Origin of the sequence: Nocardia sp. XZ_19_231, assembly GCF_015355705.1 — a bacterium.
Lineage (GTDB): Bacteria > Actinomycetota > Actinomycetes > Mycobacteriales > Mycobacteriaceae > Nocardia > Nocardia salmonicida.
Genome location: NZ_JACUZI010000002.1, coordinates 1077855 through 1093624, shown reverse-complemented (window position 1 = coordinate 1093624; position 15770 = coordinate 1077855). Strand labels below are relative to the sequence as shown.

Sequence of the window (15770 nt, the reverse complement as noted above, 5' to 3'; positions counted from 1 at the left end):
CGCCTCCCAGCTGCCCGAAACGGGCCGCCGACCGGCCCAGGATCGCTCGCAGACTACGCTCCACACCCATGTCGATGGTTCGTCACCGCGCCGCATCCGCCCGGTTTGTCGCCGGATTCGTCGTGGCCGCCGCCCTGTTGTCCGCCGGCTGTTCCGGCGACTCCGGAAACGCCGCCACCACCACAACCCGCAAACCCCGCCCGGTCACCACCACGACCAGCACCCAACAACACCCACCCACCAACCTCACGGTCGAGGTCGGCGGCATGAATTACGCCCCCGCCGACGCCACCATCAAGGTCGGCGAGACGGTCACCTGGAAGTTCTCCGACAAGGTCCCGCACAACGTGCAGGGCATCGGCGACAAGGCGATGGGCCTCAACAGCCCCATCATCGACAAGGGCGAATGGTCCTACACCTTCACCCAACCAGGCACCTACCGCTACCTGTGCACCCTGCACCCGGACATGCGCGGCTCCATCACGGTCAAGTGAGCCTGCCGGCCTCACGATGAGGCCGGCCAAGGGCCCTATTCGACAGTGACCGACTTGGCCAGGTTGCGGGGCTTGTCCACGTCGTAGCCCAGCGTCTGCGCCACCTCGGCGGCGAAGATCTGCAACGGCACCGTGGACAGCAACGGCTGGTACAGCGTCGGCGCCGCCGGGATCTCGATCAAGTCGTCGGCGAACGGGCGCACCGTGTCGTCGCCCTCTTCGGCGATCACGATCGTGCGGGCCCCGCGCGCCTGGATCTCGCGAATGTTGCTGAGCAGCTTGGAATGCAGCACCGCGCGCCCCTTCGGCGACGGCATCACCACGATCACCGGCAGGCCGTCTTCGATCAGCGCGATCGGCCCGTGCTTGAGCTCGCCCGCGGCGAACCCCTCGGCGTGCATGTAGGCCAGTTCCTTGAGCTTGAGCGCACCCTCCAGCGCCACGGGGTAGCCCACGTGGCGACCGAGGAACAGCACCGTCGGCACGTGCGCCAGCTCGCGCGCGATGGCCCGCACCTGCGGCGCGGTTTCGAGCACGCGCGAGATCAGCTTCGGCATCGACTCGAGCTCGGCGAACTCGCGAGCCACCTCGTCGGGGTACTTGGTTCCGCGCGCCTGGGCCAGCGCCAGACCCACCAGGAAATTGGCGGCGACCTGCGCCAGGAATGCCTTGGTCGACGCGACGCCGATCTCGGGCCCGGTCCGCGTGTAGATCACCGCGTCGGATTCGCGCGGAATCTGCGCCCCGTTGGTGTTGCAGATGGCCAGCACGCGCGCCTTCTGCTCCTTGGCGTGACGCACCGCCTCGAGGGTGTCCGCGGTTTCACCGGACTGCGAAATCGCCACCACCAGCGTCGACCGGTCCAGAACCGGGTCGCGGTAGCGGAATTCGCTGGCGAGCTCCACCTCCACCGGCACCCGGGTCCAGTGCTCGATCGCGTACTTGGCGAGCAGGCCCGCGTGATACGAACTGCCACAGGCGACGACGAACACCTTGTCGAACTCGCGCAGTTCCTGGTCGGCGAGGCGCTGTTCGTCGAGAACGATCCGGCCACCCTTCTCGTCGACGACGAAATGCCCCAACAGGGTGTCGGCGACGGCGGTGGGCTGCTCCTCGATCTCCTTGAGCATGAAGTAGTCGTGGCCACCCTTCTCGGCGGCGGCGAGGTCCCAGTCGATGGTGAACGGTCGGCTGACCACCCCGTCGGTGTTGCCCGCGAAGTCTGTGACCTCGTAGCCGTCCTTGGTGATCACCACAGCCTGGTTCTGACCGAGCTCGACCGCCTCGCGGGTGTGCTCGATGAACGCGGTGACGTCGGAGGCGATGAACATCTCGCCCTCGCCGACCCCGACGACCAGCGGCGTCGACCGGCGGGCCGCCACGATCGTGCCGGGATGATCCGCGTGGGTGAACACCAACGTGAACGCGCCCTCGAGGCGCTGCAGCACGGCGTGCACACTCGCGGTGAAGTCACCGGCGGTCGGGCCTTCGGCGTAGGCGCGCGACACCAGATGCACCGTTACCTCGGTATCGGTGTCGCTGAGCAGCTCCGCGCCCGTTTCCTCCAGCTCGCGGCGCAGCGGCGCGAAGTTCTCGATGATGCCGTTGTGGACCACGGCGAGCTTGCCGGAGATGTCGCGGTGCGGGTGCGCGTTGCGGTCGGTGGGCGCGCCGTGGGTGGCCCAGCGGGTGTGCCCCATACCGGTCGAACCGGCGAAACGCTCGGTCCCCGCCTCGCCGAGTTCGGCTTCCAGATTGGCCAGCCGCCCGGCCTTACGTTCGACCGCGAGAGCGCCGTTTCCGTCGAGGATCGCGACCCCCGCCGAGTCGTATCCGCGATACTCCATGCGCCGCAGCGCGTCGACGACAACGCCGAGCGCATCCCGGTATCCGACGTAGCCCACGATTCCGCACATGGTCCCCCACCCTACTGATCGGATACTCTTCTCGCCGTGTCGGTGTCTGCAAAATCGCTCCTGAGCACCCTGTCCATGCGCGGCCCTCACCGGGTGCTGCGCGGGAACCTAGGGATCGCAGGTCAGCCGGGTGTGGTGTACACACCCGAGTCCGGACTGAACCTGCCCGCTGTCGCGTTCGCGCACGGCTGGCTGACCAGCGCCGAGAACTACAAGAGCCTGCTCGAACACATCGCGTCGTGGGGTTTCGTGGTCGCCGCGCCCGACACCGAGCGCGGCCCGATCCCGTCACACCTGGACCTCGGCGCCGACTTGCTCACCACGCTCGACATCGTCACCAAGGTCCGCCTCGGTGACGGCACCATCAGCGTCCACCCCGACCGCCTCGCCCTCGCCGGTCACGGTATGGGAGCCGGCGCCGCCGTGATCGCCGCAGCTCAACGCCGGGTAGCCGCCGTAGTGTCGCTCTTCCCCGCCCCCACCTCCCCCGTCGCGGAGAACATCGCCCCCGAAATCGACACGCCCGGCCTGATCCTGACCGGCGACGACCTCGATTCGGTCAGCTCCAACGCCCGCGCCCTGGCCGCCGCTTGGTCCGGCCCGTCGATCCTGCGCACCATCAACGGCGCCTCCCACAACGGCATCATCGAAGGCCGCCGCCTCTTCGCCGCCCTCGGCGCGGGCCGCTACGAACACAAAACCGACAAAACCACCCGAGCCCTGGTCACCGGCTACCTCCTCGCCACGGTCCTCGCCGACAAGAAGTACGCGGCCTTCGCCGACCCGGAAGCCGAGCTCCCCCACACGAAGGTCGTCGACCCGCACGCCGAGGTCGAGGTCGAGGCGCCGAAGTTGTCCATCGGCACAGTTGCCAAGCTGATCCGCGGCTAAAGCCTTCGGGCCGACCGAGCAACGTCAGCCCGGCGCGATCACCATCCGGCGTCGCGCCGCCGATTCAGACCAGCCAGCTCTTGCGCTGGTAGTACTCGGCTTCGGGATCGTCGTCGTCCAGCGGAGCAGCGCGGTCATTGGCGCGCCGAGCCGCGATAGATCGCGCGATGGCTTCGCGTTGTTCTCTGGCCGCGGCGTCCTGACGCTCGCGTTCCTCCGCTTCGAGCCGTTCCCGCTCTTCTGCTTCGGCGGCTTCGCGCTCCCTGACCGCTTGAATCTCGGCGAGTATCTCGTGACCGTTGTTGTGGACGGCGAGGCTGTTGCGCATCTGGTCGTACTCGTCGTCCAGAATCTGCACCCGGCGAAGGAACTCGTAGGCGCCTTCGTCGATCCGCGATCGACTCATGACGAAACCCCCTCAATTCGTTGATTCACAGCGGTCCCGCCTCAGCCAGGACCGCACCGGAGTCACCCGGATCGGGTTGCTGGCTCACGGGATATTCTTCCGCCCAATGTTCGCCGTCGGGCTCGTTGTCCGCACTCGGCGTCGAGCCTGCCCCCGGCATGTTCTCTGCGGCATAGCCTTTGGCGTTGAGGGAACCGGTCGGGTTCGGTGTCGCGCCCGAAGACGTCCCCTCATCCGTGTCTTCTAGACCGGTCGGCCCTTGGCCAGTGCCGGTCTCCGGTGTGCCCGAACCGATTTCGCCGCTGGTCTGGTCGTCGCTGATCACCGGGATGCCGTTCGCATCGAGCGTCATGCCGTATTCGTGTGAATTTCCGGCAGAGTCGGTGGTACTCACCGTGAGTTGGCCGTTCGCATCGGTTCCCACACTGACCTGGGTGCCGTTCAGATCGAATGTCGCACCACCGGACATCAAGCTGCTCAGCTGGCTCGATATCGACGCGAAACCCTCTTGGACCGAAGTACTGAGCGACGTGAGTCCGGAACTGATCGTCTCCGCCGTACTCGTGACGAGCGATTCGAGTTCACTCACCGATGACACGAGCGACGTGAGACCGGTCATCACTTCGCTGACCGTATCGGTGATTTCGCTGATCGTATCGGTGATGTCGTCGTCATCGTCATCGTCATCATCGTCGTCCTTGGTGGTCGACGGGTCCTCGGTGGTCGCCGGTTTGGTCGACGTGTCCTCCGTTGTCGTTGGCGTGCCGCCGGTCGACGTGGTGTCACCCTTCGACGTATCTTTCGTTGTGGTCTGCTCCGTCGTCACGGGTGTCTGCGGCTTGCTGGAATCCTGCGGCATCGGGTAAGCGCCGGTATCCAGCTTGTTCAGGGCTTCGACGAGAACGCCGTAAATTCGACGAATCTCGGTGTCGACCTCTTTACAGAGCTGAATGAATTTGTCGTACGTCGCGTGGACATGCGGCATGAAGATATCGACCAGCCACTGCTTCGCCTTCTTGCCTGCGTCAGAATCCGGTTCATACGCTACTTCTTGTATGTAAGCATCGATCGCAGTGCGACTCATCCCGCTGCTGTTCTGCTGCGGTATATCAGGCGTATTGGGAGACCAAAAGCTCTGGACCGTAACCGCTTTGTGCCGCACGGCAGTGCGCAGCGCAGTCGAAGCATTGCTGAGCTCCAGCGCTATCGTCGCGGCTTCGGTGCGATCTTGTTCGGCACGGAGAATCTGCGTATTCAGCATATTCGATGCCGAGTCGCCTGCCTGCCCCTGCCATATCGACGGCAGCGCCGAGAGCTGCCGCCGCTGCTCGTCGATCTCGCCGGGCAATTTAGCCATTACCTTGGACAGAGCCGTGGACATACGATCGATTGCCGCGATATCCATACCGCGTTCGGTATCATATTTCGCGTAGATCGAATCGAAATTACTGTTCGCTCCCGCGAGCAATTCTGCCCTAGCTGGAGCGTGTGTAGCCGCTGACGCTTTTCCATAGCGCGGCAGGTATTCAACGAAATACTGCAAACCTTCCGCGCCGAGGTCGAGCATCTCGTCGGCGCTACCACCGGTGGGAATATTCGCCCAGGTCGGAGAGTCAGCCATGGATGCCCCTGTACACCACGGCCGAATGTGTTGACACGAGCGCGCGCATCACAGGTTCACCCCGGCAGCGGTGATCTTCTTGACGTTGGCATCGTCGACCGTCGCGTAAGTATCGGCACTGGTACCGAACTGAACGCCCGTCTTGTCGATCGCGGTCTGCCAGTTCTTCAACCAGGTCTCGACCTTGCCGATCACGCCCCCGACCTTCGTCCCCTCGGCGCCGTACTCGCGACCGGCTTGCGCGGCGGTGAAGGACCAGCCCTTGACATCAGCAGAGCACGTCCCGAGGTCAGCCGCCGACGCCTTCAAGTTCGAGGCAGCCTTACGCAGAGCCGTCGGATCGACCGTAACCGAATTGCCCACTTCCCCCTCCTTCTGGTCAAGCGCCGACAGGCGCACTACTCCCTTAGACGCGCCACGACCGGGATCGGTTCCACGATCACACGACGAATGCCGCTGTGCTCGGATTCGACCACAGCGACACCCTCGTGCGCTACTTCTCCAGGTTCCCCTGATCGGTCTTGCGCCACTCCGACGTCCCGTCGGGATGACGGTGGTACTCCCAGGCGGCGTAGTCGCCGTCCTCCTCGACGACGGTGACGTGGTCGGCCAGGCCGTCGTGGTCGTAGTCGGACCAGATGCTGGTCGAGTCGGCGTCGCCGGTGGAGAGGGAGTCGACGACGCCGTCGTGGTCGAGGTCGAGGGATGGGTTGTTCAGTTCTACGGGGCCGAGGCCGCCCAGGGACGAGTGGGCGTCGATGTCGGGTAGGCCGAGGCCGGGGAACTCACCCGAGGTGACCATGACTGCTCCTCCAACGGAAAACTCGCGGATGACGACGTGGCGGGGTTGCCACCATCTTGTCATCCGCGAGCGGGTGCCGGGAGGTTCGGGGCTACTTGTTCGGGATGAGGATCCACATCGCCAGGTAGATCAGGAACTGCGGACCGGGCAGCAGGCAGGAGACGACGAAGACCAGGCGGACGATGTTGGGGTTCCAGCCGTAGCGTTCGGCGAGGCCACCGCAGACGCCTGCGATCCACTTGTTGCTGGTCGAACGGGTGATGCGGCGGACGGGGGCGGTCATGATGTTGCCTTCCTGTGGAGCGGTGATATCTCCACTGTGCCGACCGAACACCCCCACCCGCATCGGTCCACAGACCTATCCGCACCCTGATTTCGACAGGCCCCGACCTCAGGGTCAGACCCCGAGACGGGCACAATTGTCGAGGTGAGCACGACATTGCACGCCAGCGGCCTCTCCGCGGGGCACGCCGAACGGACCCTGTTCGCCGACCTCGATTTCACTCTCGCCCCCGGCGATGTGATCGGGCTGGTCGGGGTGAACGGCGCGGGCAAGTCGACGCTGCTGCGGATGCTGGCCGAGCGCGAGCCGGGCGAGGGCACCATCGCGTTGAGCCCGCCCGATGCGACCGTCGGCTACCTGACACAGGAACCGGAGCGCATCGAGGGCGAGACGGTGCTCGAATTCCTCTCGCGCCGAACCGGAGTGGCGCATGCCCAGCAGGTGATGGACGCGGCGGCCGAACGCCTCGGCGACGGCGGCGACGACGAATACTCACCCGCGTTGGAACATTGGCTGGCATTGGGCGGCGCGGATCTCGATCAGCGCGCCGAAGAGGTCGCCGCGGATCTGGGGCTGACCAACGGGTTGGCCAGTGGCCTCGACACCCCGATGACGGGCCTGTCCGGCGGTCAGGCGGCCCGCGCGGGGCTGGCCTCGGTGTTGTTGTCGCGCTTCGACATTCTGCTGCTCGACGAGCCGACCAACGACCTCGATCTCGACGGCCTCGACCGGCTGGAACGGTTCGTCACCGGCGTGCGGGTCCCGCTCATGGTGATCAGCCACGATCGAGAGTTCTTGGCGCGCACCGTCAACAGCGTCCTCGAACTCGATCTGACTCAGCAGCAAACAGGCTTCTACGACGGCGGCTACGACGCCTACCTCGCCGAACGCGAGATCGCCCGCAAGCACGCCCGCGAGGCCTACGACGAATTCGCCGACACTAAAGCAGGTTTGGAGTCGCGCGCGCAGATGCAGCGCAATTGGCTCGAGCACGGTGTGCGCAACGCCCGCCGCAAGGGCAAGAACGACTCCGACAAGATGGGCCGCAAAACCCGCGCGGAGTCCACCGAGAAGCAGGCCGCCAAGGCCCGCCAGACCCAGCGCCGCATCGAGCGCCTGGACGTGGTCGACGAACCGCGCAAGGAATGGGAACTGCGGATGGAGATCGCGACCGCACCCCGCAGCGGCGCGGTGGTCGCGACGGCCAACAACGCCACCCTCGCGCGCGGCGAGTTCATCCTCGGCCCGATCACCACCCAGATCGACTGGGCCGACCGGATCGTGCTCACCGGCGCCAACGGCTCGGGCAAGTCGACCCTGCTCGGACTCCTGCTCGGCAAGATCGCGCCCGATTCCGGTTCCGCCGCACTGGGTTCCGGGGTCGAGATCGGCGAGGTCGACCAGGCCCGTGGGCTGTTCCGTGGTGGCGACGCGCTGGCCGACACCTTCGCCGCGGCGATGCCCGACTGGCCCGACGCCGAAGTCCGCACATTGCTGGCCAAGTTCGGCCTGCGCGGGCCGCACGTGACCCGCGCCTGCGACACCCTGTCCCCCGGCGAACGCACCCGCGCGGCACTGGCCCTGCTCCAGGCACGCGGGGTGAACCTGCTCGTCCTCGACGAGCCGACCAACCATCTCGATCTGCCCGCCATCGAACAGCTCGAGGAGGCGGTCGACTCCTTCACCGGCACGTTGATTCTGGTGACGCATGATCGCCGGATGCTGGATTCTGTTCGTGCGACCCGTCGTTGGCATATGTCCGGTGGGCTACTCACCGAGGAATAGGCACATGGACTACGCATTAGGCATCGATACCCGGATCACGCTGCTCGTCACCGGATTGATCTTCCTGAGCGCCCTGTTGCTCGGGGTCTGGAAGTACCACGGCATCCGCATCGCCGGCGCGGCACACGTCTATGTCGACATCGCCCACCGCGCGGCGCTGATGTACTCCTTCGCGGGGATCCTGCTCGCGGTGTTCACCGAGCTCAGCGCCTGGCCGACGATCGTCAACCTGACCGCGGACCTGGTCGTGCTCGCGTTCTTCGTCGGCGCGATCGCCAGCTACGCCCTGCACGGGCTGCGCCGTGACACCACAAACCAGTTCGGCGGGCGGATTCCCACCGAACTACGACTGTCGATGTACGGGCTGATCGCGGGCGAGACCGGCGGCTTCCTTGTGCTGCTCAGTGGGTTCGTCGTCGGGCAGTTCTAGAGCGACTGCACCACAGCCGGTTCGGCAGCGCCGAACAGGTCGATATCGGAACCGAGCTTGGCCCCGATCAGCCCGACTCCGCAGGTGACACCGAGCACGGCGACCACCGCGATGAACGATCGCGAACGGGGCACCCGTGGCGCCGCGAACGGGCGCGTACTCGCGGGCTGCTCATACGCCGACTGGCCGTAGCCTTCGTCGCGGATCGGGACGGTAGGCGAATAGCCTTGCGGCACTTCGCGGCATCCCGGTCGCCCACAGGCCCCACCACAGCGGTGCGGCTGATCGACTTCGCCGTACTCGTACGGGTACTGGTCTTCATAGTTGCGGGCAGGCAACGGCGGAACCATCATCGGCCCCCTTCGAATCGTGCTGCGCGCCAAAATAACCGCCTGCGCCGAGCAGCACACACGCGCCACGGGCACACAGGTCCTTACGGCGAATCTCGATACTAGTTGCAGCGCACCGGCCCCGCCAGGCGACTAGACCGCGGCGACCCGTTTCGCCAGATCATCGGCCAGTTGACGCGCCTGTGCCGGATCGGTGGCCTCCACCATCACCCGCACCAACTGCTCGGTCCCGCTGGGTCGCAACAGGATCCGGCCGGTTTCGCCGAGGATCCGCTCCGCCTCGGCGACGGCCTCACGCACCTCGGGAGCAGCCGCGACGGCAGCCTTGTCCGACACCGCGACGTTCACCAGCACCTGCGGCACCGTGGTCATCACCGAGGCCAGCGAGGCCAACGTGGCCTTGGTCTGCGCCATCCGCGCCATCAATCGCAGGCCGGTGAGCACCCCGTCTCCGGTGGTGCCGAACCGCGGGAACACCACGTGGCCGGACTGTTCCCCACCCAGGCTGAACCCACCGCGCCGCAGTTCCTCCAGCACGTACCGGTCGCCGACGGCGGCGGTGATCACGGTGATCTCGGCAGCGCGCATCGCGATATGCAGACCGAGGTTGCTCATCACGGTCGCGACCAGCGTGTTGTCGACCAGCTCGCCCGCGTCGCGCATCGCCAGCGCGAGCACGGCCATGATCGCGTCACCGTCGACGGTCTCGCCCGCCGCATCCACCGCGAGGCACCGATCGGCGTCACCGTCGAGCGCGATGCCGAGGTCGGCGCCATTTTTCAGGACCGCGGCCCGCACATTGTCCAGATGCGTCGAGCCACAACCATCATTGATGTTGAGCCCGTTGGGTTCGGCGTTGATCGCGATCACCGTCGCGCCCGCCTCCCGGTACACCTGCGGGGCTACCTCGGCGGCCGCACCGTGCGCGCAGTCGACAACGACGGTGAGCCCGGACAGATCCTGCCCGGTGGATTCGAGCAAATGCTCGACATAGCGTTCGTGCGTGCCCTCGACGGTGTAGTCGCCGCGTACCCGGCCGATGCCCGCGCCGGTCGGGCGCACGGTGACGCCTTCGGCGATCAGGGCTTCGATCCGCGCCTCGATGACGTCGTCGAGCTTGTGCCCGCCAGCCGCGAAGATCTTGATGCCATTGTCGGGCATGGGATTGTGCGAGGCGGAGATCATCACGCCGAAGCACGCGTCGTACAGGCCGGTCAGATAGGCCACGGCCGGGGTGGGCAGCACGCCCACCGAGAGGACGTCGACGCCGACGGAGGTCAGGCCCGCGGTCACCGCGGCCTCGAGCATCTCGCCGCTGGCGCGGGGGTCGCGACCGAGCACCGCGACCGGGCGCTTCTTGCCGCGCGAGAGCACCTGTGCTGCCGCCGCGGCGACGCGCATCGCCAGTTCCGGGGTCAGCGACTCGTTGGCGAGCCCACGAACACCGTCTGTGCCGAACAGCCGTCCCATAAAACCCTCTACCTGTAGTTAGTCCCCGAATACAGCACGAGAGCAGGCGACCAGCCGTGCTGGAAGCCTGCTCTCGCACACGTGCTCCGCCGACCGTACCGTCTCAACCAAACTAAGCGAAGACGGCGGTCGACAGTACGTAAATCAGCGCTTCGAGTACTGAGGCGCCTTACGGGCCTTCTTCAGGCCGTACTTCTTACGCTCGGTGGCACGCGGGTCACGAGTCAGGAAGCCGGCCTTCTTGAGGGCGGGACGGTCGTCCGGGGTGACCACGATCAGTGCACGGGCGATACCGAGACGCAGGGCGCCTGCCTGACCCGACGGGCCGCCACCGACCAGGCGAGCGAAGATGTCGAAGTTCTCGACACGCTCGACCAGGACCAGCGGGGACTTCACGAGCTGCTGGTGCACCTTGTTCGGGAAGTAATCCTCGATGGTGCGGCCGTTCAGTTCGAACTTGCCGGTGCCGGGCACCATGCGAACGCGAACGACGGCTTCCTTACGACGGCCGACGGTCTGCACCGGGCGGTCGATGGAGAGCGGCTCGAAAGCGAGCTCTTCCTCGACGTACTCGGCGTCGTCGTAGGCTTCGCCGTCTTCGACGATCTCGACTACGACCTCGTCGGTGGCGTCGAACTCTTCGGCTGCGAACTCTTCAGGAGCGGTCACTGGGCCACCTGCTTGATCTCGAACGGAACCGGCTGCTGCGCGGCGTGGGGGTGGTTCGGGCCTGCGTAGACCTTCAGCTTGCCCGCGATCGCGTTACCCAGCTTGTTCTTCGGGATCATGCCCTTGACGGCCTTCTCCACGAGACGATCGGGACGGGTCGCCAACACCTCGCCGACAGTGCGCGACTTGAGGCCGCCCGGGTGTCCGCTGTGGTGGTGAATGAGCTTGTCCTGCTTCTTGTTGCCGGAGATGGCAACCTTTTCCGCGTTGATGATGATGACGAAGTCGCCACCATCGACGTGGGGTGCGTAGGTCGGCTTGCCCTTGCCGCGCAGCAGGCCAGCGGCCTGCACGGCGAGACGGCCGAGGACTACGTCAGTGGCGTCGATGACGTACCACTTGCGGGTGACGTCACCCGCCTTGGGGCTGTACGTAGGCACAGTCGTTCCCTGTCTGTCGTCGGTGTTGCCGGCCCTGATGTGTGGATCGAGCCTGTCCTGGCGGCCGGTGGAGACCCAGGACATCGAGGAGACGCCGATCCGCGAACGGTTCGACGTTCCACACGCCAACCGGCAACGATACCAGCCACGCATCACCGACCCACAATCGGGCGATGCCGATCACCGGCGATCACGATCGCCGACCGCGTGGCGCCGCTAGATCACTACCGGCGGTCCCGGATCGGTCGCCCGCGCCGGGCCGGGGATGAGGTAGCGCAGGGTGTCGATGCCCGGCGTGACGCAGGCGTGGTCGTCGACGAGCACGCCACGCGCGGTCGCGATGCCCTCACGCGGGACCGTGTTGGTGTACGGGGTGAACGCACAGCTCACCGGTTCGGCGGCGGTGGCAACGGCGGGATCGGGCTGGAATGCGACCAGCGCCAGCGCGCCGACCACGGCCGGTGCGCCGAAGAAGCCCTTCTTCACCTTGCCGAGCAGTTTGCCGCGGCGGTCGTCGTCGTCGGAGTCGTCGTGTTCGAGCGCGTGCCGCGGTGCGCTGGAGGCAGGACGCGGCGGTTGCGCGGCGGGCGGACCGGCGACGAACCCGGCCGGGCCCGGCGGCTGGGCGGTGGGCGGCGCAGCGGGTTGCGCACCCCACCCGACCTGGGCGGCGACTGCCTGACCGGGATGTCCCGAGTCCGGATAGTCGTCCTCCTCGTCGTCGAGTTCGGGCTCGGTCACCAGCAGATGCGCGGCGCCCAGTACCAGCGCGTGCATCGGATGGTCGGCCACGTGCAGACGCTGGCCGAGATGGTTCTGGAAGGCGAACCGCAGGGCGTCGTTGAAGCAGACATTGCCCGCCAGCAGCACCGTCGAGGTGTCGGCGCCGATCGAACGGGCCGCGGCCATCGCCTCGATCACCACGTTGTCGGCCGTGCGGGCATCGCGCAGCGCCTCGGCGCTGACCGCGACCTCCGTCGATTCGGTCGGCTGCTCGTCGTCGCCGTGCACCGCGACCACCAGCAGCGCGCGCCCGTCGGAGTAGATCCCGGTGGCGCCGATGCCGGTGTGGTGCCGCTCGCTGGGCGGGGAGACCAGGCCGAGGGCACGCACGTAGCCCGAGAGCGCGACACTTTCCGGCAGCGGTTCCACGACCACGTCGAGCTGCTCGACGAGCGCCGCGTACACCTCGACCTTGTCCTCGGGCCAGCTGTCCGGATACGGCAGCGCCACCAGCTGCGGCTTGCCCTGCAGGTATTTGCCGATCGCCGCGAGCGGGTTGTAGAGCCGGGCCCGGAAGACGAGCTCGGCAGGCCAGGTGGCGCCGGCGATCACGATCTGCGGGTGGCCGAGGATGTCGCGCACATCGGCGATCGCCATCCCCAGATCCGGTCGCTGCCGGTCGACACCGGCGGTGTGCAACCTGCCCGCGGCATCGGCGAGCAGGTAGGCGGGCGGGGTATAAGTGCCCTCGACCTGTACCGGCCGGACCGGGGTCGCGCCGCCACCCGCGGCCACGGACACCACGTCCCACCCCAGATGTAGGGCCCCAACTCGAACGGTCACAGGCTCAAGTGTGCCCGGTCGGCGACAGACACGCGCATCTTGCCCACCGAAATGGTTCTGACCTGGCCGATCATGCCTGTGACTTCTTCAGTCGCAGTCTGCTCCAGGTGAACAGCGCGAGGATCGAGGTGATCACGATGAGCATCACGATGTCGAGAATCCAGATCCCGACCGAATGGGTCCACAGGGAGTCCTCCTGAGTACCCAGGACCAGCTCCTTCAAGTCCACCGTCGACGCACCCGCCGCGTAACCCCAGCGCGAGGGGAACAGGTACGACAACTGCTCGAGGCCGACCCGGTCGGTCACCGGGATCAGGCCACCGGCCATCACCAGCTGCACCATGATCATGACCACGAGCATCGGCATGACCTGCTCGTTGGACTTGGCCAGGCTCGACATCAGCAGGCCGAACACCACACAGCACACCGCCGTCATCGCGATGTCGAAATACAGTTCCACGCTGCCGTTCGGGATCAGTGAACCCTCGCCCGGCGCCTTCTTGCCGACGAAGGTGATGCCGATCAGCACCGCCGACTGCAAGAACGCGGTCACGCTGAACACGACGATCTTGGCCATCAGGTACGCCGATGGCAGCAGGCCGACGGCGCGTTCCCGCAGGAAGATCGACCGTTCGCCGACCAGGTCACGCACCGTGAGCGTGGCGCCCATGAAGCACGCGCCGAGAATGAGCACCACCAGCAGCTGCTGCGCCTCACCGCCACTGGCCCGCCCGAACGAACCATCCGGCAGCTGCACCAGGGGCGCCGCGGTGAACCCGTCACTACCCGGCACCACCAGCGACAACGCACCGAGGATGAACGGCAACACCACCAGGAACGCCAGGTACCCGCGATCGGCGAAGATCAGCCGCAACTGTCTTCGGATCAGCGTCGAGAACTGACGCACGCCGTTCGACTGTGGCGGAGCGCCCACGTTGCCGCGGTTGGGTTGAGCCGGCGGCGGTGGCGGCACATACGCCTGCCTGGATCGATACTTCGCGAACGCTTGATCGGGGTTGGCCGCGACCTCGGCGAAGATCTCCGCCCAGTCGCTCGTCCCCATCGCCGCTCCGACTCCGCCCGGATGACCGGCGAAAGCGGTCTTACCACCGGGAGCCAGCAGCACCACCTGGTCGCACATATCCAGGCAGGCGACCGAGTGCGTCACCACGATCACCACGCGGCCCGCGTCGGCCAGCTCGCGCAGCATCTGCATGACCTGTCGGTCCAGCGCCGGGTCGAGGCCCGAGGTCGGCTCGTCGAGGATCAGCAGCGACGGACCGGTGAGCAACTCCATCGCCACCGACGCGCGCTTGCGCTGACCACCGGAGAGTCGGTCCACCCGGGTATCGGCATGCTGGGTGAGCGAAAGCTCTTGCAGCACACCGTCGATCACCTTCTGCCGGTCGCTCTTGGTGGTATCGGGCGGCAGCCGCAGTTCGGCGGCGAAGCCGAGCGCCTGGCGAACGGTGAGCTGACGGTGCAGCACGTCGTCCTGGGGCACCATGCCGATGCGCGAACGCAGCGCCTCGTACTCGGCGTGCAGGTTGCGCCCCTCGAAGGTCACCACACCGCCGGAGGGCTGGGTGTTGCCCGCGATCAGCTTCGACAGCGTCGACTTACCCGCGCCCGACGGCCCGATCAGCGCGGTCAACGTCCCGCGTCCCGCCGTCATGTTCACATCGACGAGCAGTTGTTTGTTGTTCTCGACCGTGAATCCGACTCCGTGCACCGAAAGGCCCTGCTCGGCGACCGGCTTCTGCCGATGCGCCAGCGCGCCCTGGGTGACGACGAAGTCGATATTGCCGATGGTGACGATGTCGCGCTCGTGCAGCACCGAGCGCTGCTGACGGTGCCCGTTGACGAAGGTGCCGTTGGCCGAACCGAGGTCCTCGATCACCAAACCCTCGGGCGAGGACAACAGCTTCGCGTGTGCGCGCGAGGCCAGCGGATCGTTCACCACGATCTGGTTGTCCGAGGTGCGGCCGATGCTCAGGCCGCCGGGCGGAATGCGGTCCCCCCGCGCGACCGGTTCGGTCGAGGCCGCTTTGCGGACCGGCGGCAGCATCGACGAGTCGGCGCGGCGGGTCATATTGATGTTGTCCTGCGGCTGCGCGGGCAGCTGCGAGGTGGGAACGTATTGCGGTTGCTGTTGTTGCGGGCGCGACGGCGGCTGGAAGCCGGGATGCGGCTGCTGCGGACGCGGCTGCTGGTGGTGGGGTTGCTGGTGGTGCGGCTGGTGCTGTGGTTGTGAAGGCGGCGCGACCATGGTCGCCGCGTGGCGCGCCCCAGGCGCCGCGGGGACCAGGTGCAGCAGCGGCCCGGTGATCGCGTCACCCAGGCGTACCTGGGTGGGTCGGTCGATCGAGACGGGCTGGTTGAGCCTGCGCGCGTCGACGAAGACGCCGTTGGTACTGCCGTTGTCGGCGAGTACCCACGCGCCGTTGCTGAATCGAAGAGTGGCGTGCACACGAGAGACCAGCGGACTGTCCACGAACAGGGTGACCTCGGGCGCACGGCCCATGGTGATCTGCTGGCTCGCTTCGAAGACTCGTTCGGTTCCATCATGGCGCACGGTGATGGTCTGCGCCCCCGGTGAAGACATGGAGCGGATACTATGCCATCGCCCGGACATCGGCGGTGCCCC

General features: G+C 66.6%; 16 protein-coding genes. 4 read left to right on the top strand and 12 right to left on the bottom strand.

From position 1 onward, the window contains the following. Window positions 1–68 precede the first annotated feature (68 nt). On the top strand, window positions 69–494 hold the full coding sequence (locus IBJ82_RS12115) for a plastocyanin/azurin family copper-binding protein (RefSeq protein WP_194825965.1): 426 nt from the start codon (window positions 69–71) through the stop codon (window positions 492–494). Between the two features lie 35 nt (window positions 495–529). On the opposite strand, the gene glmS is transcribed toward IBJ82_RS12115, so the two are convergent. Further along, on the bottom strand, window positions 530–2410 hold the full coding sequence (gene glmS, locus IBJ82_RS12110; RefSeq protein WP_194825964.1) for a glutamine--fructose-6-phosphate transaminase (isomerizing): 1881 nt from the start codon (window positions 2408–2410) through the stop codon (window positions 530–532). Between the two features lie 36 nt (window positions 2411–2446). On the opposite strand from glmS, the gene IBJ82_RS12105 reads away from it, so the two are divergent. Then, window positions 2447–3301, top strand: coding sequence for a dienelactone hydrolase family protein (locus tag IBJ82_RS12105; protein WP_194825963.1), 855 nt, complete (start codon window positions 2447–2449; stop codon window positions 3299–3301). Window positions 3302–3365: 64 nt separating this feature from the next. Here IBJ82_RS12105 and IBJ82_RS12100 read toward each other — a convergent pair whose 3' ends face one another. The 5 genes from IBJ82_RS12100 to IBJ82_RS12080 all read right to left on the bottom strand — a co-directional run bounded on the left by IBJ82_RS12100 (window position 3366) and on the right by IBJ82_RS12080 (window position 6413). After that, a complete protein-coding gene (locus IBJ82_RS12100; protein WP_056818229.1) occupies window positions 3366–3707 on the bottom strand; it encodes a hypothetical protein in 342 nt (113 codons plus the stop codon). A 25-nt stretch (window positions 3708–3732) separates the two neighbouring features. After that, window positions 3733–5328, bottom strand: coding sequence for a hypothetical protein (locus IBJ82_RS12095; protein ID WP_194825962.1), 1596 nt, complete (start codon window positions 5326–5328; stop codon window positions 3733–3735). A 48-nt stretch (window positions 5329–5376) separates the two neighbouring features. Further along, the gene (locus IBJ82_RS12090) at window positions 5377–5691 is read right to left on the bottom strand and encodes a type VII secretion target (protein WP_194825961.1); all 315 of its coding nucleotides are present in this window, start codon (window positions 5689–5691) and stop codon (window positions 5377–5379) included. Window positions 5692–5821: 130 nt separating this feature from the next. After that, on the bottom strand, window positions 5822–6130 hold the full coding sequence (locus IBJ82_RS12085; RefSeq protein WP_056818233.1) for a DUF6802 family protein: 309 nt from the start codon (window positions 6128–6130) through the stop codon (window positions 5822–5824). Window positions 6131–6221: 91 nt separating this feature from the next. Further along, the gene (locus IBJ82_RS12080; RefSeq protein ID WP_194825960.1) at window positions 6222–6413 is read right to left on the bottom strand and encodes a PspC domain-containing protein; all 192 of its coding nucleotides are present in this window, start codon (window positions 6411–6413) and stop codon (window positions 6222–6224) included. A 144-nt stretch (window positions 6414–6557) separates the two neighbouring features. Between IBJ82_RS12080 and IBJ82_RS12075 the strand changes: the two genes are divergently transcribed. Both IBJ82_RS12075 and IBJ82_RS12070 read left to right on the top strand, forming a co-directional pair. Next, a complete protein-coding gene (locus IBJ82_RS12075) occupies window positions 6558–8198 on the top strand; it encodes an ABC-F family ATP-binding cassette domain-containing protein (protein WP_194825959.1) in 1641 nt (546 codons plus the stop codon). Between the two features lie 4 nt (window positions 8199–8202). Continuing rightward, window positions 8203–8628: a hypothetical protein gene (locus IBJ82_RS12070; RefSeq protein ID WP_194825958.1), complete on the top strand. Its 426-nt coding sequence runs from the start codon at window positions 8203–8205 to the stop codon at window positions 8626–8628. On the opposite strand, the gene IBJ82_RS12065 is transcribed toward IBJ82_RS12070, so the two are convergent. The 6 genes from IBJ82_RS12065 to IBJ82_RS12040 form a co-directional block, all read right to left on the bottom strand. Then, window positions 8625–8981: a hypothetical protein gene (locus tag IBJ82_RS12065; protein WP_194825957.1), complete on the bottom strand. Its 357-nt coding sequence runs from the start codon at window positions 8979–8981 to the stop codon at window positions 8625–8627. The genes IBJ82_RS12070 and IBJ82_RS12065 overlap by 4 nt on opposite strands. Before the next feature lie 129 nt (window positions 8982–9110). Continuing rightward, window positions 9111–10448 (bottom strand): phosphoglucosamine mutase, encoded by a 1338-nt coding sequence (gene glmM / locus IBJ82_RS12060; protein WP_194825956.1) that lies wholly within the window; start codon window positions 10446–10448, stop codon window positions 9111–9113. Between the two features lie 144 nt (window positions 10449–10592). Continuing rightward, window positions 10593–11117: a 30S ribosomal protein S9 gene (gene rpsI, locus IBJ82_RS12055; protein ID WP_194825955.1), complete on the bottom strand. Its 525-nt coding sequence runs from the start codon at window positions 11115–11117 to the stop codon at window positions 10593–10595. Next, window positions 11114–11557 (bottom strand): 50S ribosomal protein L13, encoded by a 444-nt coding sequence (rplM, locus tag IBJ82_RS12050; RefSeq protein ID WP_194825954.1) that lies wholly within the window; start codon window positions 11555–11557, stop codon window positions 11114–11116. Before rplM ends, rpsI begins: the two co-directional genes overlap by 4 nt. A gap of 216 nt (window positions 11558–11773) precedes the next feature. Beyond that, window positions 11774–13123, bottom strand: coding sequence for a hypothetical protein (locus IBJ82_RS12045; protein WP_370585278.1), 1350 nt, complete (start codon window positions 13121–13123; stop codon window positions 11774–11776). A 70-nt stretch (window positions 13124–13193) separates the two neighbouring features. After that, complete coding sequence (locus IBJ82_RS12040; RefSeq protein ID WP_194825953.1) at window positions 13194–15728, bottom strand: FHA domain-containing protein; 2535 nt, start codon at window positions 15726–15728, stop codon at window positions 13194–13196. Window positions 15729–15770: the final 42 nt, after the last annotated feature.

Bases quoted from the DNA above. Each gene is read 5' to 3' on its own strand.
- IBJ82_RS12115 (WP_194825965.1), top strand. From the start codon at position 69: ATGTCGATGGTTCGTCACCGCGCCGCATCCGCCCGGTTTGTCGCCGGA.
- glmS (WP_194825964.1), bottom strand. From the start codon at position 2,410: ATGTGCGGAATCGTGGGCTACGTCGGATACCGGGATGCGCTCGGCGTT.
- IBJ82_RS12100 (WP_056818229.1), bottom strand. From the start codon at position 3,707: ATGAGTCGATCGCGGATCGACGAAGGCGCCTACGAGTTCCTTCGCCGG.
- IBJ82_RS12095 (WP_194825962.1), bottom strand. From the start codon at position 5,328: ATGGCTGACTCTCCGACCTGGGCGAATATTCCCACCGGTGGTAGCGCC.
- IBJ82_RS12085 (WP_056818233.1), bottom strand. From the start codon at position 6,130: ATGGTCACCTCGGGTGAGTTCCCCGGCCTCGGCCTACCCGACATCGAC.
- IBJ82_RS12080 (WP_194825960.1), bottom strand. From the start codon at position 6,413: ATGACCGCCCCCGTCCGCCGCATCACCCGTTCGACCAGCAACAAGTGG.
- IBJ82_RS12070 (WP_194825958.1), top strand. From the start codon at position 8,203: ATGGACTACGCATTAGGCATCGATACCCGGATCACGCTGCTCGTCACC.
- IBJ82_RS12065 (WP_194825957.1), bottom strand. From the start codon at position 8,981: ATGATGGTTCCGCCGTTGCCTGCCCGCAACTATGAAGACCAGTACCCG.
- glmM (WP_194825956.1), bottom strand. From the start codon at position 10,448: ATGGGACGGCTGTTCGGCACAGACGGTGTTCGTGGGCTCGCCAACGAG.
- IBJ82_RS12040 (WP_194825953.1), bottom strand. From the start codon at position 15,728: ATGTCTTCACCGGGGGCGCAGACCATCACCGTGCGCCATGATGGAACC.